A 26,711-nucleotide genomic window follows, 5' to 3' on the forward strand; every position below is an offset into this window, starting at 1 on the left:
GGTAAAGCGAACTAATGAATAAACCGATTCTTAATCAAACGCCGCGCACATCCTTGCAGGTGTTGCGAGATGTTGTCTTTGGCCTGCTTATTCGTGAGCTTAAAACCCGCTTTGGTAGTTACCGGTTGGGTTATGCCTGGGCTCTGCTGGATCCGCTGCTAATGATTGGTTTTTTCAGCCTGATTTTTGGCCTGCGGAACCACAGTGGCTTTGGCGGCGCGCCAGCACCACTCTTTATCACCGCCGGGTATTTGCCCTTTATCTTTTTTAAAAATGTGGTGAGTAAACTGCAAACGGCAGTTAGCTCCAATATGGGGCTGTTTTGCTACCGTCAGGTCACCCCATTCTCGACCTTCATCGCGCGCTTTATGCTCGAAACCATGGTGGGGATGATGGTGGGGGGGGTATTGATATTGGGGCTAATCTGGTTTGGTTTTGATGCCATCCCCGCCGACCCGCTGCAGGTGCTTCTTATCTATCTGCTTCTGATGGTATTCTCGTTTTCCCTCGGCATTGTTTTTTGTGTTATCTGCAACCTGATGCAAGAGGCCGACAAGTTTCTCGGTCTGCTGATGATGCCATTCATGTTTGTCTCTTGTGTCATGTATCCGCTAGCCACTATTCCGGCCCAATATCGGCACTGGTTTTTATGGAATCCGCTGGTGCATGCCCTCGAGCTGATTCGCAGTGGCTGGATTGCCGGCTATAGCAGCCCATATGTTAGTTGGGAGTATCTGGCTGCGGTCACCCTGATACTGCTCACCTTCGCCATGAGTTGCTATCGGTTAAGCCACCGCCGCTTGATTGCCAGTTAAAGTGATCCACATGATTGTTCTTGATTCAGTTACCAAGTATTACCCGACCAAATTTGGTCGTAACTATGTGCTGCGCGATGTCTCGCTCACCCTGCCTCGGGACCGCAATATCGGCATTCTGGGGGTCAACGGGGCGGGCAAATCGACCCTGCTACGACTGCTCGGGGGCATGGATATGCCCAACCGTGGCAAGGTGAGCCGGCATTGCCGGGTCTCCTGGCCACTGGCATTGGGGGGCGGTTTTCAGGGCAGCATGACGGGGCGTGAAAATACCCGCTTTGTTTGCCGCATCCACGGGGTACGCGAGACAGCTGCCGTGGAAGAGTGGGTCAAGGAGTTCTCGGAAATCGGTCAGCATTTCGAGCTGCCAATCAAGGGATACTCCAGTGGTATGCGTTCCAAATTTTCCTTTGCGGTTAGCATGGCGTTTGATTTCGATATCTATCTGACTGACGAAATCACCTCGGTGGGGGATGCCCGCTTTAAACAGAAGTGTATCGATGTATTTAACCAGAAACGTGAAACTGCCAGCCTTATTATGGTGTCGCACGATATGAAAAACCTGCGTCAGCAGTGTGATATGGGTATTTTATTACGAAATAGCCGATTGGAGGTATTTGACAATATCGACGATGCGATCCGTATTTATCAAAATCTATAATAAGCACAATTAAACATGACACAACCTATCAGAACAGAAAAGCCATCACGCTTCGTGCGGAAGCTTCGCAAACTTGGCAAAGAGCCGAAGCGTTTCTTCATTGATTCCAACGGTTATAAAATTGCCCACAGGTCCTGGCAACAGAGTCTGAAACTGGGCAGCTTTTTGTGGGTTGTAGCCTGCTTTACCATGGCATCGATCTATTTTGGCGGGATTGCTTCAGACCGTTATGTCAGCCGAAGTGACATCATTATCAAGCAGGCAGATCAGATCAAAATGTTGCCCGATGCTCTGTCTATGCTGGGGCTGGGTGGTAGCAATCATCAGGACGTATTGCTGGTACAAGAGTACCTGCGCTCCTGGGATCTGCTGGCCAAGCTGGATCGCGAATTGGCGCTCAAAGCGCACTACCAAAGCCATGATGCCGACTTCTTCTCCCGTTTATCGGGGGAGGCGACCCGCGAAGAGTTTCTTGAATATTACCGTGATCACCTGACCTTGCGTCTTGATGAACTCTCCGGGGTATTAACTATCGAACTGCAGGCTTTTGATCCCGTATATGGCCAGCAGGTAGTGAGCATGATGCTGAAAGAGGCGGAAGGTTTTATCAACAAGCTGGGCCATCAGGTCGCCATGGATCAGCTCGCATTTGTCGAGCAAGAGGTTAACCGTTCCCATCAACGCTTGCAGGCAGAGAAAGCCAAGGTACTGGCGTTTCAAAATAGCCATCAGCTAATCAGCCCGGAATCGACCAGCACTGCACGCCTTGGTGTGGTCAGTGAAATTGAAGCCGAGCTGGTGCGCCAGCAGGCAGAACTGAAGCAATTGCGCAGTTATATGAAAGAGAGCGCACCAGGGGTGGTATCGGTGCAAAGTCGTGTTGATGCGTTAAGCAAGCAACTGAAACAGGAAAAGGCGAAATTGACCACCAATGATGCCGGTGCTGGCACTCAGTTGGCACCTGAGGCAATGAACGAAATCACTGCCCAATATATGGATCTGAAAACCCAGGCCACTCTGGCTGCTGATCTCTACAAGACGGGCCTTATCAGTCTGGAGCAAGCCCGCGTTGAGGCATATCGCAAGCTGAAACACCTGCTGGTCGTGACGCAGCCAACCTTGGCGGAAGAAGCCGAATACCCACGCCGCTTGTATAACCTGGTCACGATTGGTGTTCTGCTTTGCCTCTTCTATGGCCTGATTGTTATGGGGCTGGCGACCTTGCGTGAACACCAGGATTGATAAGGTGATGCAAGATAGGTCAGGTCTGTATTCTTGGCAGATGAGAATATCATCTGCCAAAGAGATATGTTGAGGAATGAGGTCTGCCTGTCAGAATATAGCCAAGTGACTATTTTATAAAAATTTATTGGTTTTTTTATAAAAACCAGCATGCTGTTCATATTCCACACTATATAGACAATAGGTGGTTGTGATTTTTACTGGATTATATATGTGGATCAATTTCTTTGGGCAATAATCAACGACCATGTATTGCTTTAGTGGCCGACCAGTTTACTACATTCAGTTTGGCTCCAGACGCAGATTTAATTCAAATAACACCGATAGATTGGCAATGGAAGTTAAGATTTTACAAACCTGACTTTTTATTTGTCGAATCAGCCTGGCGTGGTTATAAGGATAGCTGGAAAGGGAAAATAGCCAGCTATGCCCATAGTTCGCCCAATAAACCAGAGCTGCGGAGGGTGCTGGAATTCTGCCAAAAGCGGAAAATCACAACAATCTTCTGGAACAAAGAAGATCCGTTTCACTTCGAACGCTTTGCTGATGCGGCCGCGTTGTTTGATGTAGTCTACACCACGGACTCCGGCTCACTGGAGCGCTATCATGCGCTCCCCCATCAGCGTTTTCAGCATGTCGGTGTGCTGATGTTTGCTGCCCAGCCACGCTGGTATCAACCTGCAGAGAAGGGAGTGCGCGGTCAGGAGGTCGCATTTCTGGGGGGCTATTATGGTAACGAGCTGGCTGAGCGAAGCAGGGTTCAGGAGGATATTCTTCTGGCATTGCGAGATAAGAATCTGATTATTTTTGACCGGTTTTGGCAGAAGGGAAATGGCTGCAGCTATCCTGAGCAACTACAACCCTACTGTAAACCTGCGATCACTCAAATGTCGGTTGCCAAGGCATATCAGCAATATCAAATATATTTAAACTTCAATACGATTAGTCAATCTTCAACCATGCTATCCCGTCGGGTGTTTGAATTGGCCGCTGCTGGCTGCCCTATTATCAGCACCCCTTCGATCGCCATGGATAACATTTTTGGCAAGAGCATTGTCGCAGTGCAGGATGGTGCCGCGGCGCGCGAATGGTGTGAACAATTACAAAAAAACGTTCGACTAAGAGACGAATTGGGTCAAAACGCGATGGAAATCGTGCTGGCCCAACACACCTGGCAACACAGGCTGACACAGCTCAACAGTGAACTCAGTCTTTATTAGTTAATTTCGGATAGATAAAACCAATTAGCTCACACGGGAGTGATTATTATGCCAATTAAGGCGCAGCGAGTATTGATCGTTTTTGGTACTAGACCGGAAGCCATCAAGATGGCCCCTATCGTCAAGGCTTTCCAGGCCAATCGCAAGGTTGACGTGCGGGTCTGTGTGACCGGGCAACACCGGGAGATGCTGGATCAGGTTCTCAACCTGTTCGAAATTGAACCGGAATATGATCTCAACATCATGAAGCCGGGCCAGGATCTGACCGATGTCACGACCGCCATCTTGCAGGGGCTCAAACCCGTTTTTGCCGAGTTCAAACCGGACCGCATTCTGGTGCATGGTGACACGGCTACGTCGTTTGCGGCGACACTGGCCGCCTACTACCACCGTATCGCGGTTGGCCATGTTGAAGCAGGGCTGCGCACCGGCAACATCTACTCTCCCTGGCCGGAAGAGGGGATGCGTCGTTTGACTGGCGGCATCGCCGATCAACACTACACCCCGACGATCAGCTCGCTGAAAAACCTCATCATGGAGAACATCGCTCCGGAGACCATCTTCGTCACCGGTAACTCGGTGATCGACGCCCTGATTGAGGTTTCCCAACGCATTGATAAAAACCATGGCATGAAGGCTGAGCTGGCCGCGCGCTTCCCTTTCCTCGACAAGAGCAAGAAGCTGATCCTGGTCACCGGTCATCGCCGCGAGAATCACGGCGATGGCTTTGAGCGGATCTGCAAGGCGCTCTCCGTGCTGGCCCAGCGAGATGATGTGCAAATCGTCTATCCGGTGCACCTCAACCCCAATGTACAAGAGCCGGTCAACCGCAACCTCAAGGGGCTCGACAATGTGCATCTGATCGAGCCGCAAGATTACCTGCCGTTCGTCTATCTGATGAAGCAGAGCTACCTGATCCTGACCGACTCGGGCGGTATTCAGGAAGAGGCGCCCACCTTGGGCAAACCGGTGCTGTGCATGCGAGACACCACAGAGCGTCCGGCTGCAGTCAAGGCCGGAACAGTTCGTCTGGTGGGGACCTGTGACGAGACTATCGTTGCAGAAACCGTTCGCCTGCTGGATGACGAGCTGGCCTACCAGGTGATGAGCCATGCCAACAACCCCTATGGGGATGGCAGAACCAGTCAGCGCATCGTTGAGGCCGTCATCGGCTTGAGCGGCGCCCTCGGCCAGCAGATCGATAGCAGCCTGCAAGTGGCCTGATTTACAGATTACATAACTGTCCTTGGGGGCATATTGCCCCCAGTTTTCCTTTTGAGAGCACAAAATAATGAAATTCGAAACCATCTCCGTCGTTGGTCTGGGTTATATCGGTTTGCCAACAGCAGCAGTCATCGCCAGCAACGGCATTCGGGTTATCGGAGTCGATGTCAACCAGCATGCGGTAGACACCATCAATCAGGGCAAGATCCATATCGTGGAACCGGGCCTGGAAGATCTGGTCAAGCAGGCGGTGCAGGATGGCCACCTGAGCGCATACACCAGCCCGCAGAAGGCGGATGCCTTCCTGATTGCTGTGCCGACCCCGTTCAAGGGTGAAGATCACGAACCGGATCTGAAATATATCGAGAGTGCTTCCCGTGCCCTGGCGCCCATGCTGGAGAAAGGCAATCTGGTGGTACTGGAGTCCACTTCTCCGGTGGGGGCCACCGAACAGATGGCCAAATGGCTGGCCGAAGAGCGCAGCGATCTGACCTTCCCGCACACAGTGGCAGAAGGCCAGACCCCTGACATCTTTGTTGCCCACTGCCCGGAGCGCGTGTTGCCCGGTCAGGTGATCCGCGAGCTGGTGGAGAACGATCGCATCATCGGTGGCATGGACAAGGCCAGTACCGAAGCCGCCACTCAGGTCTACAAGATGTTTGTCAAGAAGGGTGAGTGCATCGCCACCGAAGCGCGCACCGCCGAGATGAGCAAGCTGACCGAGAACGCCTTCCGCGACGTCAATATCGCTTTTGCCAATGAACTGTCACTGATCTGTGACCAGCAGGGCATCAATGTGTGGGAGCTGATCTCCCTTGCCAACCGTCACCCGCGAGTCAATATTCTGCAACCGGGTTGCGGCGTGGGTGGCCACTGCATCGCAGTCGATCCCTGGTTTATCGTCAACCAGAATCCTGACACTGCCAAAATCATCCACCAGGCTCGCCTGGTCAACGACTACAAGCCGCACTATGTGGTGGCGCAGGTAGAAAAAGCGGTTGCCGGTCTGAGCAATCCGAAAATTGCCTGTCTGGGTCTGGCCTTCAAACCGGATATCGACGATCTGCGTGAGAGCCCGGCGCTGGATATCACCAAGACCCTGGCAAATAACCCGGCTTATAAAATTCTGGCGGTTGAGCCCAATATCGAAGCACTGCCGCCGGTACTGGAAAACCGTAACAACGTCGTTCTTTCCACACTATCCAATGCCCTGCAACAGGCTGATGTAATCGTGATTTTGGTCAAGCACAAGCAATTCCTGGGCATGACCCTGCACGATGCAAGGTCCAGCGAGATACTCGACTACGTTAACGCCATTCAGTAATTAACTACGGGGCCATGTCAACATGGCCCCGTTCACATATATAAAAAACATGAAAAAACAAATAAATAATAGAATTAAAAAGAGAAAGACAGCTGCAACGTCAAAAGCTGATCTGATAAAGCAACTGGATATTGCGACCAATACGTCTGCAGAAAAGATAGATCTTCTTGAAGGTGAGGTTTCTCTATCTAAAACCCAATTGCATGAAGCCAGGGTTAAATATAGAAACATTACCCAGCAGGTCGCCAATTATAAGAGGAAAGTCTCACTCCTAGAAAAGGAGTATGATGAAGTTCGTGTACAGAGGGATGCTCTTGAGGCACAGCTTCACCAGCTTAATAATCAGGTTGAGCAACTCAATGAACACCTATTGAAAAAAGACAGCATCCTGTCTGTCAATACGGCGATAACACAATCTATTCAGTCTGATCAAGAACACATGAAAATGGACTTCTTGCGTTCAAGGCTTGCCCTTCATGAAATGAGGCAAGAGTTGGCGCGTGTTCATCATGAACTGGAAGAGCAGCGGATGAAAGCTGCCAAACTTAAAAATACCCTCTCTTATCAACTCGGCCACGCACTTATTTTCTCGACCAAGAGCTGGAAGGGCTTCTTCTCTTTACCACTCAAATTATTGGCACTGAAGAAGACAGCTAAAGAACGTCGTGGAATTACCTCCTCCCCAAACATCTTGCCCAAGTTACTGCTTGACACGACAGGTGTTACCAGTCGTGCCGATCTGATTCATCTTGAACGTGCTATCGAGAAACTGGTTTTGGATACGGGCGATGGTATCTCCAACGCGTTAAGACGTCTAAAAGTCGCCAGTATTATGGATGAATTCACCTATCTATCCTACGAGCCTGAGTGCAACCTGCTTCAGCTTACCCCGCAGAATTGGTTGACCGAGCTTGAGTCATTCCGGCCAGAGTTGCTCATGATCGAGTCTGCCTGGCGCGGTAAAAATGACCTCTGGGGCAGTAAAGTCGGCCATATGAGCCAGGAAGTCGTCAATATTGTCGAATGGTGCCGCAATAACAGTGTACCCACAGTCTTCTGGAATAAAGAAGATCCGGTTCACTTTGAAACCTTTCTTAATACAGCAAAGCTCTTTGATTATGTCTTTACCACAGACATCGATTGTATTAGTCGATATAAGACAGCTCTTGGGCACGGTCGTGTTTATTTTCTGCCATTTGCTGCCCAACCAAAGGTTAATAACCCGATTGAGAAGTATCAGCGTAAGGATGCATTCTGCTTTGCCGGTGCCTACTATACGAAATATCCTGAACGTACCCGTGACCTCGGGGATTTTTTGTTGAGTCTGCCCAATTTTAAACCAGTTGAAATATATGATCGTAATTTTGGAAAAAATATTCCTGATTATCAATTCCCAGAAGAGTATCAACCTTTTATTGTCGGTACGCTCCCTTATAGCGAGATCGACAAGGCCTACAAGGGTTATTACTACTCTATCAATTTGAACTCGATCAAACAGTCGCAATCGATGTTTGCGCGCCGAGTTTTCGAGTTGCTTGCTTCCAACACGATCACCGTCAGTAACTTCTCTCGTGGAGTTCGCGCCATGTTTGGCGATTTGGTCTTCACAGGGGATTCCGGGAGTGAGTTGGTCAGGCGGTTGCAGAATGTCGTCGGCAATCCGCTAAAGGTGAAGCAGCTACGACTGATAGCCCTACGCAAGATCATGCTGGAACATACCTACCAAGATCGTCTTGCCTATATCTACTCCAAAGTCAGCGACACTCAGCTTGAAAACATGCTGCCCGCTATCTGCGTCACGGGCTACGCCAGAAGCATCGAAGAGTGTGTTCTCCTGATGCAGCACTTCAATCGTCAGCAGTATGACAACAAGCGTATGGTTATTGTCACAAGCAATGGATTGGACACCTCTGGTCTCGCGCCTCAGGACGCGATCTCCTTGCTCAGTGCTTCCGACGCAGAGCAGTTGCGACTACGCGAGGTGTGCGGTGGCGCCTGGCTGTCGGTCATGGTCGCTGAAGATTACTATGGCCCCCATTATCTGACTGACATCATCATTGCGACTCGCTATACCGACGCACAGGTCATCGGTAAAGGAGCCCTCTATAAGGTCAAGAGTGATGAACTGCAATTAAATTATGGTGAGCGAATTTATCAAGAGGTGGCTAGCCTGCCGGCGCGTAGCAGCCTGGCGTTTGGTTCAGTGATCCCCGAGAACAACCTTCGCGAATGGGTCACCAGCCTCTATACCTATCACTATGAAAATGTTCTCGCCTTCTCGGTGGATGAATTCAACTACTGCATGAATGGTGCTGAGGTTGCTGAACGCTTCGATGCGTTCAATGCCCCCACACTGGAAACCGGTTATGGCCTGTCCGAGCTCAACCAGATCGCAGAAAATTGTCAGCCATTTGAGCGTAGTGTTGATGAACTGCCCGCCCTGCACGCAACAACCCTGAATGAGTTGCTGGTACCGGCCAAAAATACGCAAGTTTCAGCCGTGATGGAAAATGGCCTGCTGACCCTGAGTTCCTCTCTTCCGGACGGAAAACATGAATACTGGTATGCCAAGCGCGAACACCACCTGTCGGAATTCAATGTACAAGATGGCAAGCTACGCCTGCACATGGAAACCACACCGGGGCTGAATCTGCAATTTGTCCTCTTCTTTATGGACAGTAACAAGGAGCGGCTTTCTCATGTGGTGAAACCTGCCAATCGCAATGTGGAGATTCCACTCCCCAGCGGGACGGCATCGGTCAAGTTTGGCCTGCGGATCTATGCTGCTGGCTCGGCGTCGCTGTCATCGCTCATTCTTGACTTCAAGCCTCAGACACCCTGCCAGCAACTGGCGTGCAACCCGTACCTGGTGATTACCAACAACTATCCCAGCTACAACGACCTTTATAAAAATGCCTTCGTTCACAGTCGCGTCAAGGCTTATAAAGAGGCTGGTGTAGTCTGCGATGTCTTCCGCTTCAAGGCCGATACAGCGCTCTCTTATCATGAGTTCGAAGACATAGATGTCACCACAGGGGGAGCCGAAGCGCTCGAGGTACAACTACGGCACGGTCGTTACAAGCACATCGTGATCCACTTTATCGATCGCGGAATATGGGATGTTATCAAGCAGCATCTGGACCAGGTGCAGGTGACCGTCTGGACCCATGGCGCTGATATTCAGTCCTATGAGCGACGAGCCTTCCTCTATGACACACCTGAGCAACATGCCAAAGCACAGACCTTGAGCGATGCCCGTCTTTCTCTGTGGCGAGAGATGCTCAGCCCCATGCACCCAAATCTGAAGATAGTCTTTGTGTCACGGTATTTGGCGGAAACCTCTATGGAAGATCTGGGAATCCAGATCCCACCGCAGCAATATGCAATCATCCATAATCCGATTGACACTGACTTCTTTGAATACAAACCAAAAAGTGTTGAGCAGAGAAAGAAAATTCTTTCTATCCGACCTTATGCCTCCCGCGTTTATGCTAATGACCTGATGGTCAAAGCCATTTTGGAGTTGCAGCGATACGAGTTCTTTAAAGAGCTCGAATTCAGAATCATTGGTGACGGCCCACTATTTGACGAGATCCTCGCTCCCATCGCCGGACTGGACAACGTCATTATCGAACGGCGCTTTGTCAATCGTCATGAGATCAAGGCGCTCCATCAGCAATATGGTCTCTTTATGTGCCCCACCCGTATGGATACACAAGGTGTATCACGGGATGAGGCAATGTCTTCAGGTTTGATTCCATTGACAAATAATGTGGCAGCGATACCTGAGTTTGTAGATATAAATTGCGCAGTTCTGGCTAGTGAAAATGACTCCACAGAGATCGTCAATGGGATCATAAGCATATACAATAATCCAGATAAATTCACAACTATGTCATTTAAATCCAATGATATGGTTAGAAATAAATCTAGCCACAGGAATATTATCAGTAAAGAGTTAAGTCTCATAATCAAATAAATAGTTTAAAATTCATTTTGATTTTTACGTAAAAGCGGATTAAGCATTTCTTACAACTTCCAAGATGTTTAAGTTCATATTTAATTACCTTTAAATACTAGTGGATATATAGATGAAAAACTACATTATACTAACTAGATTCAGTGTTATAATGAAAAGCACCTTGTCCGCTTGGAGAATTTCATCCAACAGTGACATCAAGGATGTTGTTAATAGAGTCTTTGAAGAAAAAAGATTGAGGTCAAGGACTAATATTTTTACTCGACATTCCCTGCCAATAATTGATGTGGCAAGTAAAACTAGAAATATCAAACATATCGTTGTTACTTCAACGCTTTTGCCTGATTGGTGTAAGAAAGAGCTTGATGAAAGCTCAAATAAATATGATTGGCTTGATATAGTCTATGTAGACCCTGATACTGGATATAACTTGAACAGAGAAATATCCAAAGCGGCAGATAAACTTTCAAAAAAGTTAGCTCAAGAGAACATCATAATTGCTAGCCTTAGGCTAGATGATGATGACTTGCTATCCTCTAATTACTTTGAAACTATAGATCAATATCAGAAAAGTGAATTTGTAGACTATTGCATATCTACACCACGTGGCTACAGAGGCCTATATGATGGAGATAAGTACCTTTGTTTTAGTTATGAGAACATTCCAAATAATGCATACGGTATGGCCATAATAACGAGTTACTCTTTAAAAAACTCATCTTTTACTTCTCAATATCTTTTCCCACCAGGTACTCATATTGACATGGATAAACGCATACCAGTCATTCTAGATGGTAGAAAGCATACTTTTTTGAGAACTATGGGTAGAGATAATGATGGATTTTCTCTTGGTTCCAGCTATGCATATGAAGATGAACTTAGTCAGATAAGAAAAAAACACTTCCCAAATCCTATATCTGAGACGGAAGAGGTGGAATCGCTATTTGGAGTCACTGGAGAGAAAATATCGATATTTGAATATCTATCTGAACTAGTCACTTTTAAAAACAATAATATAATTATATCTTACAATAAAAATAAAGAGATAGATATAGAGATGGCATTCTATTTAATAGACTTGAATGGTAATAAAATAATTACAACTAATTATTCTGATGAATTGCATTTTTCATTTCCGGCAAAATATCATGGAACACATCAAGTAATCGCTTTTTGCAAAAAAGGGGATGAAAGAGAGAAGAGGGTTGTGAAAATTGAATCATAACGAAGGTGATAAAATCGATAATAACCTCGAAGAGTTATTTGATGGGGATGTTCTTGTTGCTATTAAAAAAAGCAATCCGGCTTCCAAAAAACTAGTTGTTATGTTGAATGGAGCAATAAACAGAAATATTAGCCAGCCTCCAGTTTTTCAGAGAAAAACTTGGCTGGAATACATGCCTTACAATGTATTAATAATTCCTGATAAAACAGTTGAGATCAATGACTCTCTTGAGCTTGGTTGGTATTTAGGTCAATCAAATAGCGATTACATACATAGCATAGCTAAACTAGTTACTAATACGGCAAGCGAATTAAATATAGACAACGAATCGATTACCTTTTATGGCTCATCCGGTGGTGGATACGCGGCACTCATACTGAGTACATTGCTAATAGGGAGTGGCTCAATATCAATAAACCCTCAAATAATTCTAAAAAATTATATAAGAAGAGTTTATGATAAATTTATATTAGATACGGGGCATGATGAGAAGTCTCCACTTCTAGCTGTTACATCATATATGGATGAGCGGAAATATATTCCTAGAATTACATTGATTCAGAATAGGCAAGACCATCTTCATTATAAAGAACACTTTGTCCCTTTCATGAAATGGTACCTATCTAAGTCAAGTGAATTATCAACTTTTGGTGATTTTTTAGTCGCCGAGTTTACTAATGATAAAGGTCATAACGCTATTCTGAATGTGTATGAGTCAATGCCATATATAGAGAAAGAATACTCACATTCATATCTGACTGCACAGAAAAGAATAAATGATGTGCCAACAATAACTTTATACACCCAAAAGAACAAAATTTTATTTAAAATGAGTGGAGTTAATGACAAAGCTCTTATCTTTCTTAAGGGGCAAGTTTCTGATGAAACTGCGGACACGCTTTTACAAAAGGGGTGGATGAACTCACCTAAGATAGGGTTATGCAAATATGCGACAAAAGAAGATTCTGAAAATGATATGTTTTATGTTTCGTTAGACTATCTATCTTGTGTTGACATAGGCATATTGCATTGGCAATCTGAGTCCACAATTTACTATAAAGTGTTAAGTCAATAATGTAGTAAGTATTTTATGCGTGACTTAGTCTCGGCACATCCCTGCTGCAAACACAGGATGTTATATTCATGAGTCAATTGAGTTTGATTATTCCCTTTCATGACCAGCCTTTTGCCAGAAGGAGTGCCGAGGCAATTAAAAGAATGACTAAGTGTTTAAGCGTTGTTGATAATATGTCACAGTTGCAGTTAATCGTGCCTACCAACAAACGTAGCTTGTTTTGTGAGACATCTAAAAGGTATTTTGTAAATTACATCCCTTCTGAGGGAGTATATTCACCAGGACAAGCAAGAAACAAGGCGGTCTTACAGTCCAGAACAGACTTTGTTTTTTTTGTCGATGCCGATTTGATCTGTTCTCCAGTATTAGTTAACTCGCTGAATGAACAATGTCTTGTAAGCAAATTAGAACAACAAACTGAATTTGAAATGTACCCCTGCCTCTATCTGACCAAAGAAGAGACAGAGCACTTTGACGGGGATTTTCAGGGCTGCCTGGAGTCTTTTTTGCGGGGAGAAAATCACAGGGTGGAAGGAATCGCCCTGGCCAGCAGTTGCTTGCTGATGAATCGCGAGTGGTTTTTGCAGCTGGGGGGGTTTGACGAGCAGTTTGTCGGCCATGGCGGCGAAGATCTCGAACTGATTGACCGGCTCACCCGTCATTACCCCATCGGGCCGAGACCGGATGACTATGCCCTCAATATCAAGGCACAGCATCCGGGGGATTATCAGGGGTTTCGCCGCTATTTCAGTTATTATGCGCTGCCCCATCTGTTTGCCGGTCGGTTTCTGGTTCACCAGTGGCATCCGCGCCCCCTGACTCACCCTTACCACAAACGTCGGGCTAACAATGATCAGCTGCTTGAGCAGATGCTGGCTCGCAGCGAAGCAGAGCGAGGCCCGTTGAAAGGGCCCGTGGTGCCCTGTAACGACCTTGGCGGGGAACTGCCGGATTTTCGGGAGTGGATGATCCGCTTGCAGGAGGAGGCTGGCTATCCGGTGAGTGAATATCCGGGTCTGTTGCGCTGGCAAGAGGGGGTACAGCGCAAGCGGCCACTGTGGCGCAAGCTGCGCAAGCTCTACCTCAACCCTCGGGCCTTTTTCAGAGATATGTTTAAGACCACGTCTCGCTGAACTCTTTTTATCTGAGCAATTTGCATGACTCTATGGACACAATCCAGCGGCATTTTGGCCCGCAGCGCTCAAATCAGCGCATGTCTGGGACAACCCTTGGCGCGCTTTGCTTCCCCTGATGCCGTACAGCTGGGGGATGTGCTGGTCGGCTGGGGCCAGAAGGCCAATACCCACCAGATCAAGGAGCAGGCAAAGGCCCTGAGTTTGCCCTATTGGCAGCTGGAAGACGGCTTTATCGGTTATATCGGCCATCCCGCCAGGGGGGGCAAGGCGGTCTCGCTGATCGCCGATCCGGTGGGGATCTATTACGATGCCCGCCAGCCCAGCCAGCTTGAGCAGTTGATTGCCACCCCGTGCGAGCCACAGATGTTGGCTCGGGCCGAGCGACTTATCGGTGAGTTGGTTCGCCTCGGGGTCACCAAATACAACTGTTATGCCACTTACCCCGCTCAGTCGATTGCCAGCGGCAGCGTGACCGCCCTCTCTGCTGTCGGGGACTATGGCGGCTTGCCATCGGCACTGGCCGCGCGGTTGCAGCAGAGCGCCAAACCCAGGGTCCTGCTGGTCGATCAGGTCGCAGGGGATCTCTCCATCCCGGGCGCCCTGGCCAGTGAAGCGGATTTTGTGGCGATGGTGGAGGCGGCCCGCCGCAATCATCCCGATGCGCGCCTGTTGCTGCGCACCCATCCCGATACTCGCCTTGGCAAGAAGCGCGGGGTGTTGGCCCGTCTGAACCTGGATGATGTGGAGATTTTGGCCGATCACTGCCATCCCCATGCGCTGCTCAATGTGGTGGATGCTGTCTATACGGTGTCATCCCAGCTTGGTTTTGAGGGCCTGTTGCTTGGCAAGCCGGTCTATTGCTTCGGTATGCCGTTTTATGCCGGTTGGGGGCTGACCCATGACAGCAAGCAGTGTGAACGGCGCAACGTAAAAGTGTCGCTCGCCCAGCTGGTCGCGGCAGCCTTGATCCGCTATCCCCGCTATCTCGACCCTGTGCTGGGCCAGCGTTGCGAGGTAGAGGAGGTGATCGCCATTATTGCCAATCAGCGCCGCCCCGCGCCGCGCTGGCGCAGGCTTTATCTGGTCGGTTTCTCGCTGTGGAAGCGGGCATTTATGCAGGCGTTTTGCCAGCATTTGGCCGATGAGTTGCGCTTTGTGCGCAAGCCACCCAAGCGGTTGACCGGTGACGAGCAGATATTGGTGTGGGGTAGCCGCCACCCCGATCTCGCCTCTGCAATCAGGGTCGAGGATGGTTTTATTCGCTCGAGGGGGCTGGGCTCCAATCTCTGTCGTCCCTCCTCCTTGTCACTGGACCCGGTCGGGATCTATTTCGACAGTCGCACTCCCAGCGGGCTGGAACAGTTGCTCAACTATCAGGAGTTGACAGAGGCAGAGGTCAAGCGCGGGGATGCGCTGCTCGCCTTGCTACGGGAACACAGGGTCAGCAAATACAATGTGGGCGAGCCGCAGCACTACACCAGGCCTGATGATGGCCGTGAGCTGGTGCTGGTGGTGGGTCAGGTGGATGGCGATGCCTCCATCCTAACCGGGAGCCCCCATATTCGCAGCAACGAGCAGTTGCTGTGGGCGGTGCGAGCGGCTAAACCCGACGCTCATATTCTCTACAAGCCACACCCTGATGTGGTGGCGGGCAATCGTGGTGGGGCGATTTCTGCGGCCTGTCTGGCGGAGTGTGTCGATAGTCAGGTGCTGGATATTGGGCTCACCAGCCTCTATCCCCATGTGGATGAGCTGCATACCATGACCTCGCTCAGTGGCTTCGAGGCGCTGGTGCAGGGGGTCAAGGTGACGACCTGGGGCCAACCCTTCTACAGTGGCTGGGGGTTGACCACGGATGCCAATCCGCCTGCTCGTCGTCGACGTAGTCTGCCGCTGGCGGCGCTGGTCTATCTGACGCTGGTTGCCTATCCGCTCTATCTCGATTGGCAGACCGGGCTCTGGATAAGTCCGGAGCAGTTGATCCACCAACTGGCGAAGCAGGGACACTCATCGGCCCAAAAAGCGAGCCGCTGGCAACGCTGGCAGCTCAAGCTCGGTTACTTGTTCCAGACGCTCATGCAGCGCCCCTCTCTCTCCCCGTTTTTGAGATAAGTCGTCAATGAAGATTTTGTTACTGCAAGGCCCGCTTGGCCCTTTCTTTCAGACCCTGAGTCGCCAGTTGACCGAGGCGGGACATCAGGTGGTGAAGATCCATTTCAATGGCGGGGATGAGTGCTGGCCCTGTGCCGGAAAAAATCTGCGTTTTCGCGGGAAACCGGAAAGCTGGAACGCCTTTTTCCGCCGGGTGCTCAAGCAGCAGGGTATCGATACGGTGATCTGTTACGGGGACTGCCGTTATTACCATCTGGAGGCTGGCCGTATCTGCAAGTTGAAGCGAGTGCCATTCTGGGCGATGGAGGAGGGCTATCTCAGACCCGATTTCGTCACGCTGGAGCAGGGTGGGGTCAATGCCTTCAGCCCCTGGTATGAGCGGCGCGATCAACTTGCCCAACTGGATTGGCCTGTGCCTTATGACAGCTCGCTCAAGGTGGGCAAGACCTTTGCGGTGCGCGCCTGGTATGCCAGTCGCTACCACATCAACAAGTCGCTGTTCCGTTGGCGTTATCCCCACTTTGTGAATCACCGTCCCTGGAGTCTGGTGCAGGAGGCGATGGGGTGGGTCTGTGGCGCCATGGTGAAATACGGCAACTTGCGCCAGGATCGCGCCCTGCTCAAGGCGTTGCCGCAGCACGCCGGGCGGATCTTCTTTGTGCCACTGCAAGTGACCGAGGATTTTCAGATCCGGGAGCACTCTGACCTGAGCGGGGTGGAGGAGATGGTTGCGCAGGTGATCAACTCCTTTGCGGAGCATGCCAAACCCGAAGATGTGTTGCTGTTCAAGCACCACCCCATGGATCGGGGCTATGTCAGTTATCGTGCCCAGATAAACAGACTCATTGCGGTGCTTGGCCTGGAGGGGAGGGTCTTTTACGGTTATGAACTGCCGCTGCCAACCCTGTATCCCTTGCTCAAAGGGGTGATCACCATCAACAGCACGGTCGGTCTCTCTGCTTTGCTCCATGATGTACCCACCTTCTGCATGGGGCGGGCACTCTATGATATTGACGGTCTGACCACCAAAGGTTCGCTGGCCTCCTTCTGGCACTCGCAGAGCCCGGTATGTGCCGAGACATTCAAACGGGTGCGCCACTCCTTGCTCCATCTGACCCAGCTCAATGCCAGTTTTTACCGTCATCTGAAAATGAGTGCGCTGGCGGTCATGGAAAAAATGAAGCTTTCAGCGCCGAATATGCGTGATGAGCTTGTATCGCCGGAACGCCGTATGAGGGTGAATAATACCATGTGCCTTACATTACCCTGGCTGGCCACTCTCGATGGTATTAGCGACCCGTTTACATCTATCGGTTCAACCGCTCTGATGTTACTCGTTTGATGTCTGCCTATTTTTGATTTAGTGTGTTAGTGAGAGGTAAATAAAACCAGGAAGGTTAACATGAACATTCACGGTTGCTTGTTATCCATTGGACTCTTGGGGTTGCCGACTTTTTCCATGGCAGCTGAACATGATCTTTCACTCATTATTCACGGGGCATCAATACACAGTGATTGTTCGCAGGGAACAGGAAAAAAAAGCAAAACCTGTGACTTTAATGGTTTTAACCCGGGATTGGGATTGGCGTGGGTGTTCTTGGGTGACAACGACACGGGAAAACTTGCGCTGCGCGGCGGGCTTTATCGGGATTCTCTAGAAAATACAGCTGGTTATGCGGGTTTTTCTTATCGGAAAGAGTGGTATCTCACCGAACATGTTTTTGCTGGGGTAGGGGCGCAGGCTGGTTATCTCAACGGTTCGGGTATTGATGGTTTTGCCGCTTTGCCGATAGTGATACTGGGTTACAAGTCAGTTGCATTGGAAGTCGGTTATGCACCCAAGGTTGATTGGGTACCTGGGGGAGACCATGTCGCGGTCACCACCTTCTCATTGCGATGGACGCTGTAATATTAGCGAAATATGATCGCCATTACGCATTGTACTTTGTCATTTTGTCACGTTTTTTTAATACACATTTGTGGTGGATATAATCTGGCAAGCTGTGTGAAATATATTTCAGGCCAGATTTTGACTTGTGAGTCATAAAATGGTGCCCCATTTTATCTGAGCAACAATTATTGTGGATTTATTTCAAGATGAGCTAAGTGGCATATTCATTTATCAATATTGATTGCATCTGGAACATTTAAAAATAAAAAGCCCTTCACCATGGTGAAGGGCTTTTTGCTATCTGGCGTTAGCCGATGGGGTCGCCCCGCTCTGGCTTAGTAGCCCTGCTGGTGCACGTCCATTACGGCGCGGCCTGACGGGTCGGCCATCTCTTTGAACTTGGCATCCCACTCCAGCGCGGTGGGGGTGGAGCAGGCGACCGACTTGCCGTAGGGCACGGTGCGGGCGGCGGCTTCCAGCGGGAAGTGCTCGTCGAAGATGGCGCGGTAGAAGTAGGCCTCTTTGGTGAGCGGGGTGTTGATGGGGAAGCGGAATGCGGCCGCCTCGAACATCTGATCCGTCACTTCCTGTTCCACCATGGCTTTCAGGCTGTCGATCCACGAATAGCCCACGCCATCGGAGAACTGCTCCTTCTGGCGCCACGCCACTTCGTGGGGCAGCAGATCTTCGAACGCTTCGCGCAGGATGTGCTTCTCGATCTTGCCCTTGCCACACATCTTGTCGGCGGGCTGCAGGCGCATCGCCACGTCCATGAACTCCTTGTCGAGGAAGGGCACGCGACCCTCCACACCCCAGGCTGCCATCGACTTGTTGGCGCGCAGGCAGTCATAGAGGTGCAAAGAGGCGAGCTTGCGCACGTTCTCTTCGTGGAATTCGCGGGCGTTGGGCGCCTTGTGGAAGTAGAGGTAGCCACCGAACAGCTCGTCGGAGCCTTCACCGGAGAGCACCATCTTGATCCCCATCGCCTTGATGTAGCGGGCCATCAGGTACATGGGCGTGGAGGCGCGGATGGTGGTGACGTCATAGGTCTCGAGGTGATAGATGACGTCGCGCAGGGCATCCAGACCCTCCTGCACGGTGAAGTGGATCTGGTGGTGGATGGTGCCGAGGTGATCAGCCACCTTGCGGGCGGCGGCGAGATCCGGCGACCCTTCCAGACCGACGGCGAAGGAGTGCAGTTGCGGCCACCAGGCTTCGCTCTTGCCATCGTCCTCGATGCGACGCGCCGCATAGAGCTTGGTGATGGCGGAGATAACGGAGGAGTCCAGTCCGCCGGAGAGCAGCACGCCATAAGGCACGTCACACATCAGCTGGCGTTTGACCGCCGCTTCCAGCGCCGCTTTCAGCTCGGCCTTGTCGCTGACGTTGTGCTCGACCGCGGCGTACTCCATCCAGTCGCGCTTGTACCACTGTTTGAGCTCGCCATCCTTGCTCCACAGGTAGTGTCCCGGCGGGAAGGTTTCGACGCTCTTGCAGACCGGCACCAGCGCCTTCATTTCGGATGCGACATAGAAGTTGCCGTGCTCGTCACGACCGGTATAGAGGGGGATGATCCCCATGTGGTCGCGACCAATCAGGTAGGCATCCTGCTCGGCGTCATAAAGGATAAAGGCAAAGATGCCGTTGAGATCGTCGAGAAACGCCGGGCCCTTCTCCTTGTAGAGGGCCAGCAGCACTTCACAGTCAGATTTGGTCTGGAACTGGAAGTCGACCTTGAGGGTCTTTTCCAGCTCTTTGTGGTTGTAGATCTCGCCATTGACCGCCAGCACATGGGTGCGCTCGGGGTTGTAGAGCGGCTGGGCGCCATTGCCCGGGTCGACGATGGCCAGACGCTCATGCACCAGAATGGCTTTGTCTGAGCTGTAGACGCCGGACCAGTCAGGCCCGCGGTGACGCAGTCGCTTGGACATCTCCAGCGCCGATTTGCGCAGGGCTACTGCATCGGACTTGATATCCAGAATGCCGAAAATTGAACACATTGGCGGTAATCCTCTTGATTTTTATATGAGCCCCCCACGTTTGGGCTCGAAATTCCATTTACATTCCTCGTCAGACACAATGCCTAGCGGAAAAACCTTTTGCAAGCGGGAAAACCGCAGAAAATCATGCCGTAAGCGTCAAGCAGATCAACAGGATAAGGGTTGCTGCAACGGGGCCGGGTGACGTGAACGTCAAGCTGAGGCGGGTTCGAAGATCACATAGACCTTGCGACAGGGGGTAAGGGTCTCCCACTCTCCGACAAAGCCTGCCGGAATCACGAATTGATCGCCGGGTTTGAGGGCTAGCTGGCCGCCCAGATTGTCGTGGATCACCACATCCCCCTCCAGCAGTTGGCAATACTCGTGCTCGGTGTAGTGGATGGCCCAGCGGCCAGGCTCGCAAGCCCAGAAGCCGATGTGAAACTGCTGGCTGGGGTCGGAGTAGTGGTTCCACACCGTCTGACTCGGATGGCCTGCTTTAATGCGCTCGGGGGCTGGCATCAGCGGGGTAGGGGCCGCCTCATGGCGGTCGAGCAAAATCCAGTCGTTGAGGGTCTTCATGGTGCCTCCTTGGCTGCGGCAGATAGGAACGCGGGGCCATCCCGGCCCCACGTTTGTTCGTTTTATTAAACGAGGTTATGCATAACTTAAACGATGCGTTCCTGCTTGCCAAGAGCCCTTGCCAAGGGCTGCTGGTCGACGACTCAAAGTGGCTGCAAGCGGCGGATCACATGGCGGGCAAAGCCGCTGCCCGCTTCGTTGTAGACGTTGAACACAGCATCCACCCCCTGCTCCTTGAGGGAGGCGATATCATCCTCGAAGCGGACGATGGCGGCGATCTTGCCGGCAAAGCCGTGGCTGCGCAGTTTCTCGATGGCGTAGAGATTCCCCGAGTGGTGGGGCATCGCCAGCAGTACCAGATTGACCTGATTGGAGAGCAGCACTTTGTCCCAGAAGTCGGTATCGGTGGCATCCCCCTCGATGACGTTCATCCCCTGGGCGCGCAGGGTCGGCAGCTTCTCGCTGTCGTTCTCCACCCCGAGGATGACGTTGCCGTACTTGTTCTCCAGCTCGAAGTAGGCCCCCTGACCGATCCGTCCCATACCGAGGATGATCACCTCCGCATCGCCAAGCTCGATGGGCCTGTCTTCCGGATGGAGGTTGCTCGCCTGCAGCCCCTTGAGCCAGTGACCGATACGGTGGTAGATCCGCTCGCTCTGGGCATTGAGCGGGGCGGAGATCATGAAGCTTGCCGCCAGCGCCAGCGAGACCGCCACCAGCCACTCGTAGGAGAGCCAGCCCGCCTTGGCGGCGATGGCCGCGACGATCAGGCCAAACTCCGAGAAGTTGGTGAGCGCCAGGGTGGAGAGCAGCGCGGTACGCACCCGCAGGTGAGCGCCGCTGTAGACCAGATAGTAGAGCGCGCTTTTGAGCGGCAGGGCCAGCACCAGTGCCAGCGCCAGCAACATGGTGTCGTGGGTCGGCAGACCGTTGAGTCCGATGGTGAGGAAGAAGCAGATAAGAAACAGGTCTTTGAGGTTGAAGAGCGCCTTGGCAAGGCCTGCTGCGGCAGGATGGGAGGCGAGCATCATGCCGATGATAAGGGCCCCCAGATCCGGCTTGAGGCCGACCACTTCAAACCCGGCTGCACCCACCACCAGTGCCAGAAAGACCCCGAACAGCACCTGCAACTCGCCGTGACCGGCCCGCTCCAAGAGCTTGAACAGCAGCGGGCGCAGCAGCGGCAGTCCCAGCACCCAGAGCGCCCAGATACTGGGCCACTTGCCGCTGGAGAAGGCCAGAAATGCCACCGCGAACACATCCTGCATCACCAGCACGCCGATGGCGATGCGGGCGTAGAGGGCATTCATGTCACTGCGATCTTCCAGCACCTTGACCGCAAAAACGGTGCTGGAGAAGGAGAGGGCAAAGCCCAGAAGTAGTGCCAGCTTCCAGTCCAGCGACAGGGCCAGTACCAGTCCTAGCCCCTTGCAGACCAGCAGTACCACGGTAAAGAGCAGGGTGGAGAGCAGCAGATGCAGGCTGGTGGTGCCCCACACATCGCGCCGCATCAGGGTCTTGATATTGAGCTTGAGCCCGATGGTGAACAGCAGCAGGGTGACGCCGAGATCGGCGATCTCGTTGAGGGCTGGGGTGTTGTGATAGCCCATGCCATTGAGGATAAAACCGGCGGCCAGAAAGCCGAGCAGAGGGGGCAGGCCAATCAGATTGACCAGCATGCCGCAGCCAAAGGCCACGGCGATCAGAATGGGTTCCATAACAGATCCTGCAAGGGCAGGAGAGACCCGCCCTGTTTAACGCTTGGGTGGTGATTAGACGATATCGATGTCGACCACGGAGTCGAAAATATGGTTCGGTCGAAACGGCATACGGTCGATATCCGCTACCTTGCTCACCCCGGAGAGCACCAGCACCGTCTCGAGACCGGCCTGAAAGCCCGCCAGAATGTCGGTGCGCAGGTTGTCGCCGATGATGATGGTGTCGTCTGAGTGGGCCTCCATCCGGTTGAGCGCCGCACGGATGATCCAGGCGCTTGGCTTGCCGACATAAAACGGCTTCTTGCCGGTCATCCGCTCGATGGGGGCGCACAGGGCGCCGCAGGCCGGGTGCATCATGGGGCCGTGGGTATCGGGGTTGGTGGCGATAAAGCGGGCCCCCTGATCGACGAACTTGGCCCCCTGTTGCATCATGGTCCAGTTGTAGTTGCGGGTCTCCCCCACCACCACGAAGTCGGGGTCTATGTCGGTGATGGTGAAACCGGCCTTGTAGAGCTCGTGGGTCAGCGCCCCTTCACCGATCACATAGGCCTTCTTGCCATCCTGACGCTTGAGGAAGTCGGCGGTGCCCATGGCGGAGGTATAGAAGCACTCCTCCGGCACTTCGATCCCGGCGGAGCGGAAGCGGTTTTGCAGATCTTTCTGGGTCTGGGCCGGGTAGTTGGTGAGGAACAAGAGCTTGCTGCCCTGCTCCAGCAGGCGATGGACGAAACGGTCGGCACCGGGGATGAGATCGTTGTTGTGCAGGATGACACCGTCGATATCGCAGATGACGTTCTTCTTCATGAAAACTCCTTGTCAGGGCGCAGGCGAGCCGCCAATCGTTAAGATGTTCAATCATTTATGATTTTTGTGACGCCATTATAAGTCTGTTTGATGACAAGTCTCCCCTGTCTCGCCACTTCGGTGCACAATAAAGCTGCCGTCGGGTCAGTCTGGTGGAGGGGCTGACGCCGGATCACTTTGCTGATGGAGCCGTTGCCATGGACACCCCGATTCCCAAGCCAGTCACCCCCGAACACCTCACCGCCGCGCAATTTATCGCCGGACTGCCGAAACTGGAGCTGCACCTGCATATCGAGGGCAGCCTCGAACCCGAGCTGATGTTTGAGCTGGGCCGCCGCAATAATGTGCCACTGCCCTGGCCCGATGTGGCCAGCGTGCGCGCCGCCTATGACTTTGACTGCCTGCAATCCTTTCTCGACCTCTACTATCGCGGCGCCAGCGTGCTGGTGACCGAGCAGGATTTTTTCGACCTCACCTGGGCCTATCTTGAACGTTGTGCTGCCGACAAGGTGGTGCATGTGGAGATCTTCTTTGACCCGCAGACCCACACCGCCCGCGGTGTCCCTTTTGCTACTGTGCTGGGCGGCATCGAGCGGGCGCTGCAGATCGGAGAGCAGGAGTTTGGCATCAGCTGGCGCCTTATCATGAGCTTTTTGCGCCACCTCAGCGAAGAGGATGCCTTTGCGACGTTGGAAGAGGCTATGCCCTTCCTGTCACGCATTCATGGCATCGGCCTCGACTCGGGGGAGAAGGGCAATCCGCCCAGCAAATTTGCCCGTATTTTTGCCAAATGCCGCGAGCTGGGGCTGCCGGTGGTGGCCCACGCAGGTGAAGAGGGCCCTGCCGACTACATCTGGCAGGCGATCAACGAGCTGCAGGTATGCCGCATCGATCACGGAGTGCGTTCGGCAGACGATCCCGAGCTGCTGCGCTATCTGGCGGATACCCGGCTGCCGCTCACCGTATGCCCCCTCTCCAACACCCGGCTCAAGGTGTTCGGCAATATGGCCCAGCACAATGTGTTGCGGCTGCTGGAGCAGGGGCTCTGCGTCACCATCAACTCGGACGACCCCGCCTACTTTGGCGGCTATATGAATGCCAACTTTGTGGCGCTGGCCGATGGCCTTGGCGCGACCATGAGTCAGCTCTGCCGCTTGTCGCTCAATGCCGTTGAGGCGAGCTGGCTAAGCTTGGCCGACAAGGCGCGGCTGACCCGGGAGATCCGCAGTTATGCCGAGACTCACGGGGTGATCCTGCATTGAGTCAGGCGCCAATGAAGTCGAGATGACATGCACTATATAAAGAGAGGCCCGCCATCACTGGCGTGCCTCTTTCGTTTCAATGGTCGGTGTGGTTATCGGGGCAGGTCAGCGTTATGCCACTCGCACCAGAAACTTCTCACCCTGTCCTTCACGCTTGAAGCGCTCGAGCAGGGTGGGCAGTGCCTCGAAATTGCCCACCACCAGCGGCGGCAGGGTCAGCTTGCCGCTCGTCATCTGCTCCATCATGGCGACACCGGCGGCCACCAGTCGGCTCCACTGCTTGTCGGTGCCAAAGGCGTGCTGGGCACCGAGCGCAATCTCGTGCAATGAGTGGCAATGGGCAAAGGCGGGTAGCGGATTGTGCGGGATGCGCCCCAGCACAGTCACCATATGGCCGTAGTAGCCCAGCGCGGGCAGCAAGCTCTCTGCCTGTTGGCTGGAGACCAGATCGATGATCCCCTCAAACGGCTCGTTGCCGTTGGCCGCCTGCAAAGTGGCGAGCCACTCGGGATCCCGATAATCGGCCACCCCCTGCACGCCGATCTGTTTGAGCCAGTGATGGTGGCGTGGGCTGGCGCTGGCAAAGACTCGCGCTCCTTGCTGGAGGGCGAGCTGCACCGCAAAGCGGCCGACACTGCTGCCAGCACCTGTGATGAGCAGCGCTTCCCCGTGCAGGCGCGGCAGCTTGGCCAGCGCCTGCCACGCAGTGAGGCCGGGACAGGGCAGGGCGGCGGCCGCCTCGTCACTCAGGGCATCGGGCACTGGCAGCAGGGCGCGGGCTGGTACCCGGGTGTGGCGGGCAAAGCTGCCGTGGTGGCGCAGGTCGGTGTGATAGGCGACCCGGGCACCGAGGCGCAGATGGCTGACGTTGGCGCCGAGGGCCACGATAGTGCCCATGCCATCGACGCCGGGCACCTGACCCTCCTGCCAGTTGGAGTGGCCATATTCGATCAGCTTCCAGTCCACCGGGTTGAAAGCGATAACCCGGTTGGCTACCAGTACCTCGTCAGGGGCGAGCGGTGCCAGGGGCAGATCGGCGAGGGTAAGCTGGGTCGGTTCACCGGGGGCATGCCAGCACCAGGCTTGGGTGTGATTCATGATGACTCCTTGTGAAAGCGAGGGGAGAGAACAACGAGATCATTGCAACAGTGATTCGGTCAGTCATATCACTGTTGCTAATGCGCAACAATACAGCAGGCCCCAACCTGTGGGGCCTGCGTTACGTGGCCGGTTGGCCATCGGCAATCAGCGGCTGGTAGCTGCGTCATCGGCCTGATAGACGGGGTAGTCGGTCAACCCCTTCTCGCCGCCGCCAAACAGGGTGGCCGGATCGTGGGGGGCCAGCGGATAGCCGTGGCGCAGCCGGTTCGGCAGATCCGGGTTGGCAACGAAGGGGCGACCAAAACCAATCATGTCGGCCCAGCCCGCTTCGAGGGCGGCGCGTGCGCGATCACCATCATATTTACCGGCGTAGATCAGGGTGTTGGGGAAGGCATCCCGCAGACCCAGCTTGAAATTCTCCGGCATCAGGGGGGCATCGTCCCAGTCCGCCTCGGCAATGTGCAGGTAGACCACGTTGAGCTGGCCCAGCAGACGGGCGGCCGCCAGATAGGTCTCCTGCGGATTGGCATCGACTGTGCCGTTGAGGGTGGTGAGCGGCGCAAGACGCACCCCGACCCGATCGGCGCCGATTTCGCTACTGACTGCCTCGGTCACCTCTTTGAGGAAGCGCAGCCGGTTTTCCAGCGAGCCGCCGTAGCCATCGGTGCGGGCGTTGGACTCGGAGTCGAGGAACTGGTTGATGAGGTAGCCGTTGGCGGCGTGAAGCTCGATGCCGTCAAAACCGGCGCTGATGGCGTTGCGTGCTGCCTGACGGAACTGGCCCACCACCGCATCGATATCGGCCTGAGTCATGGCGCGCGGAGTGACGGTCTCGACAAAGCCCGGCGCATCGCTGCCGTTATCGACGAACACCTTGACGCCCACTGCGGGCAGGGCTGAAGCGGAGATGGGCTGGGCGCCGCCGATGTTGTCCGGATGGGTGACCCGGCCCACGTGCCAGAGCTGGGCGAAGATGGTGCCCCCCTTGGCGTGCACGGCATCGGTCACAAGCTTCCAGCCAGCGATCTGCTCGGCACTGTAGATCCCCGGCGTCCAGGCATAGCCCTTGCCCATGGGGTCGATTTGGGTGCCTTCGCTGATGATCAGGCCCGCCTCGGCGCGCTGGGCGTAGTAGCTCGCCATCATGGCGTTGGCCACATCACCCTGCTGACTGGCACGGGAGCGGGTCATGGGGGGCATGACGATGCGGTTGGCAAGGTGCAGCTGGCCGAGGCGCAGCGGGCAGAACAGGTGATCGTGGCTCATCTTGAGTTCCTCATGGTGGAAGTGAGGCCACTTTATGCCGCCATCTTGTTGTGAAAAAGGGGGGTAATTGCACAAGAGAATTGTGCTTGATGCAG

The 26,711-nt window shown here is 53.1% G+C and carries 20 protein-coding genes; 14 read left to right on the forward strand and 6 right to left on the reverse strand.

What is annotated here, in order from left to right:
- Nucleotides 1-14: 14 nt before the first annotated feature.
- From G5137_RS07945 to G5137_RS08005, 13 genes are all read left to right on the forward strand, one after another.
- A complete protein-coding gene (locus G5137_RS07945; RefSeq protein ID WP_421255204.1) occupies nucleotides 15-815 on the forward strand; it encodes an ABC transporter permease in 801 nt (266 codons plus the stop codon).
- Between the two features lie 10 nt (nucleotides 816-825).
- Nucleotides 826-1,476 (forward strand): ABC transporter ATP-binding protein, encoded by a 651-nt coding sequence (locus tag G5137_RS07950; protein ID WP_368193545.1) that lies wholly within the window; start codon nucleotides 826-828, stop codon nucleotides 1,474-1,476.
- A gap of 15 nt (nucleotides 1,477-1,491) precedes the next feature.
- On the forward strand, nucleotides 1,492-2,718 hold the full coding sequence (locus G5137_RS07955; RefSeq protein WP_421254613.1) for a sugar transporter: 1,227 nt from the start codon (nucleotides 1,492-1,494) through the stop codon (nucleotides 2,716-2,718).
- Nucleotides 2,719-2,945: 227 nt separating this feature from the next.
- The gene (locus G5137_RS07960) at nucleotides 2,946-3,938 is read left to right on the forward strand and encodes a CgeB family protein (RefSeq protein WP_421255205.1); all 993 of its coding nucleotides are present in this window, start codon (nucleotides 2,946-2,948) and stop codon (nucleotides 3,936-3,938) included.
- 48 nt (nucleotides 3,939-3,986) lie between these two features.
- Complete coding sequence (gene wecB / locus G5137_RS07965; protein WP_216953360.1) at nucleotides 3,987-5,162, forward strand: non-hydrolyzing UDP-N-acetylglucosamine 2-epimerase; 1,176 nt, start codon at nucleotides 3,987-3,989, stop codon at nucleotides 5,160-5,162.
- 67 nt (nucleotides 5,163-5,229) lie between these two features.
- Nucleotides 5,230-6,486 carry a UDP-N-acetyl-D-mannosamine dehydrogenase gene (wecC, locus tag G5137_RS07970; protein ID WP_421255206.1) on the forward strand — a complete coding sequence of 419 codons (1,257 nt, stop codon included), beginning with the start codon at nucleotides 5,230-5,232 and terminating at the stop codon, nucleotides 6,484-6,486.
- Nucleotides 6,487-6,508: 22 nt separating this feature from the next.
- Nucleotides 6,509-10,465, forward strand: a complete 3,957-nt coding sequence (locus tag G5137_RS07975) for a glycosyltransferase (protein ID WP_421255207.1) — start codon at nucleotides 6,509-6,511, stop codon at nucleotides 10,463-10,465.
- Between the two features lie 112 nt (nucleotides 10,466-10,577).
- Nucleotides 10,578-11,690: a glycosyltransferase gene (locus tag G5137_RS07980; RefSeq protein ID WP_421255208.1), complete on the forward strand. Its 1,113-nt coding sequence runs from the start codon at nucleotides 10,578-10,580 to the stop codon at nucleotides 11,688-11,690.
- Nucleotides 11,680-12,765 carry a hypothetical protein gene (locus tag G5137_RS07985; RefSeq protein ID WP_421255209.1) on the forward strand — a complete coding sequence of 362 codons (1,086 nt, stop codon included), beginning with the start codon at nucleotides 11,680-11,682 and terminating at the stop codon, nucleotides 12,763-12,765. Before G5137_RS07980 ends, G5137_RS07985 begins: the two co-directional genes overlap by 11 nt.
- A 68-nt stretch (nucleotides 12,766-12,833) precedes the next feature.
- Nucleotides 12,834-13,898, forward strand: coding sequence for a galactosyltransferase-related protein (locus G5137_RS07990; protein ID WP_421255210.1), 1,065 nt, complete (start codon nucleotides 12,834-12,836; stop codon nucleotides 13,896-13,898).
- 24 nt (nucleotides 13,899-13,922) lie between these two features.
- A complete protein-coding gene (locus G5137_RS07995) occupies nucleotides 13,923-16,013 on the forward strand; it encodes a capsular polysaccharide biosynthesis protein (RefSeq protein ID WP_421255211.1) in 2,091 nt (696 codons plus the stop codon).
- A 7-nt stretch (nucleotides 16,014-16,020) separates the two neighbouring features.
- A complete protein-coding gene (locus tag G5137_RS08000; RefSeq protein WP_216953368.1) occupies nucleotides 16,021-17,355 on the forward strand; it encodes a capsule biosynthesis protein in 1,335 nt (444 codons plus the stop codon).
- A 60-nt stretch (nucleotides 17,356-17,415) separates the two neighbouring features.
- A complete protein-coding gene (locus G5137_RS08005; protein WP_227342501.1) occupies nucleotides 17,416-17,922 on the forward strand; it encodes a hypothetical protein in 507 nt (168 codons plus the stop codon).
- A gap of 317 nt (nucleotides 17,923-18,239) precedes the next feature.
- Here G5137_RS08005 and asnB read toward each other — a convergent pair whose 3' ends face one another.
- From asnB to G5137_RS08025, 4 genes are all read right to left on the reverse strand, one after another.
- Nucleotides 18,240-19,904, reverse strand: a complete 1,665-nt coding sequence (gene asnB / locus G5137_RS08010) for an asparagine synthase B (protein ID WP_005352808.1) — start codon at nucleotides 19,902-19,904, stop codon at nucleotides 18,240-18,242.
- A gap of 192 nt (nucleotides 19,905-20,096) precedes the next feature.
- Nucleotides 20,097-20,465 carry a cupin domain-containing protein gene (locus tag G5137_RS08015; RefSeq protein ID WP_213387010.1) on the reverse strand — a complete coding sequence of 123 codons (369 nt, stop codon included), beginning with the start codon at nucleotides 20,463-20,465 and terminating at the stop codon, nucleotides 20,097-20,099.
- A 143-nt stretch (nucleotides 20,466-20,608) separates the two neighbouring features.
- Entirely contained in the window at nucleotides 20,609-22,183 is a 1,575-nt protein-coding gene (locus G5137_RS08020) for a cation:proton antiporter family protein (protein WP_041209381.1), read from the reverse strand.
- 54 nt (nucleotides 22,184-22,237) lie between these two features.
- Nucleotides 22,238-22,987, reverse strand: a complete 750-nt coding sequence (locus G5137_RS08025; protein WP_005337281.1) for an HAD-IIA family hydrolase — start codon at nucleotides 22,985-22,987, stop codon at nucleotides 22,238-22,240.
- Between the two features lie 197 nt (nucleotides 22,988-23,184).
- On the opposite strand from G5137_RS08025, the gene G5137_RS08030 reads away from it, so the two are divergent.
- Nucleotides 23,185-24,249 carry an adenosine deaminase gene (locus G5137_RS08030; RefSeq protein WP_421255212.1) on the forward strand — a complete coding sequence of 355 codons (1,065 nt, stop codon included), beginning with the start codon at nucleotides 23,185-23,187 and terminating at the stop codon, nucleotides 24,247-24,249.
- A gap of 111 nt (nucleotides 24,250-24,360) precedes the next feature.
- Here the strand turns inward: G5137_RS08030 and G5137_RS08035 are convergent, their stop codons facing one another.
- Complete coding sequence (locus G5137_RS08035) at nucleotides 24,361-25,347, reverse strand: zinc-binding dehydrogenase (RefSeq protein ID WP_421209149.1); 987 nt, start codon at nucleotides 25,345-25,347, stop codon at nucleotides 24,361-24,363.
- A gap of 147 nt (nucleotides 25,348-25,494) precedes the next feature.
- Nucleotides 25,495-26,616, reverse strand: a complete 1,122-nt coding sequence (locus G5137_RS08040; RefSeq protein WP_421209150.1) for an alkene reductase — start codon at nucleotides 26,614-26,616, stop codon at nucleotides 25,495-25,497.
- Nucleotides 26,617-26,711: the final 95 nt, after the last annotated feature.

Origin of the sequence: Aeromonas sp. 600282 (assembly GCF_049175755.1) — a bacterium.
Lineage (GTDB): Bacteria > Pseudomonadota > Gammaproteobacteria > Enterobacterales > Aeromonadaceae > Aeromonas > Aeromonas veronii_A.

What these genes read in the sequence shown, in the direction of transcription:
- G5137_RS07945 (WP_421255204.1), top strand. Translation starts at nt 15, where the DNA reads ATGAATAAACCGATTCTTAATCAAACGCCGCGCACATCCTTGCAGGTG.
- G5137_RS07950 (WP_368193545.1), top strand. Translation starts at nt 826, where the DNA reads ATGATTGTTCTTGATTCAGTTACCAAGTATTACCCGACCAAATTTGGT.
- G5137_RS07955 (WP_421254613.1), top strand. Translation starts at nt 1,492, where the DNA reads ATGACACAACCTATCAGAACAGAAAAGCCATCACGCTTCGTGCGGAAG.
- wecB (WP_216953360.1), top strand. Translation starts at nt 3,987, where the DNA reads ATGCCAATTAAGGCGCAGCGAGTATTGATCGTTTTTGGTACTAGACCG.
- wecC (WP_421255206.1), top strand. Translation starts at nt 5,230, where the DNA reads ATGAAATTCGAAACCATCTCCGTCGTTGGTCTGGGTTATATCGGTTTG.
- G5137_RS07975 (WP_421255207.1), top strand. Translation starts at nt 6,509, where the DNA reads ATGGCCCCGTTCACATATATAAAAAACATGAAAAAACAAATAAATAAT.
- G5137_RS07980 (WP_421255208.1), top strand. Translation starts at nt 10,578, where the DNA reads ATGAAAAACTACATTATACTAACTAGATTCAGTGTTATAATGAAAAGC.
- G5137_RS07990 (WP_421255210.1), top strand. Translation starts at nt 12,834, where the DNA reads ATGAGTCAATTGAGTTTGATTATTCCCTTTCATGACCAGCCTTTTGCC.
- G5137_RS07995 (WP_421255211.1), top strand. Translation starts at nt 13,923, where the DNA reads ATGACTCTATGGACACAATCCAGCGGCATTTTGGCCCGCAGCGCTCAA.
- G5137_RS08000 (WP_216953368.1), top strand. Translation starts at nt 16,021, where the DNA reads ATGAAGATTTTGTTACTGCAAGGCCCGCTTGGCCCTTTCTTTCAGACC.
- G5137_RS08005 (WP_227342501.1), top strand. Translation starts at nt 17,416, where the DNA reads ATGAACATTCACGGTTGCTTGTTATCCATTGGACTCTTGGGGTTGCCG.
- asnB (WP_005352808.1), bottom strand. Translation starts at nt 19,904, where the DNA reads ATGTGTTCAATTTTCGGCATTCTGGATATCAAGTCCGATGCAGTAGCC.
- G5137_RS08015 (WP_213387010.1), bottom strand. Translation starts at nt 20,465, where the DNA reads ATGAAGACCCTCAACGACTGGATTTTGCTCGACCGCCATGAGGCGGCC.
- G5137_RS08020 (WP_041209381.1), bottom strand. Translation starts at nt 22,183, where the DNA reads ATGGAACCCATTCTGATCGCCGTGGCCTTTGGCTGCGGCATGCTGGTC.
- G5137_RS08025 (WP_005337281.1), bottom strand. Translation starts at nt 22,987, where the DNA reads ATGAAGAAGAACGTCATCTGCGATATCGACGGTGTCATCCTGCACAAC.
- G5137_RS08030 (WP_421255212.1), top strand. Translation starts at nt 23,185, where the DNA reads ATGGACACCCCGATTCCCAAGCCAGTCACCCCCGAACACCTCACCGCC.
- G5137_RS08035 (WP_421209149.1), bottom strand. Translation starts at nt 25,347, where the DNA reads ATGAATCACACCCAAGCCTGGTGCTGGCATGCCCCCGGTGAACCGACC.
- G5137_RS08040 (WP_421209150.1), bottom strand. Translation starts at nt 26,616, where the DNA reads ATGAGCCACGATCACCTGTTCTGCCCGCTGCGCCTCGGCCAGCTGCAC.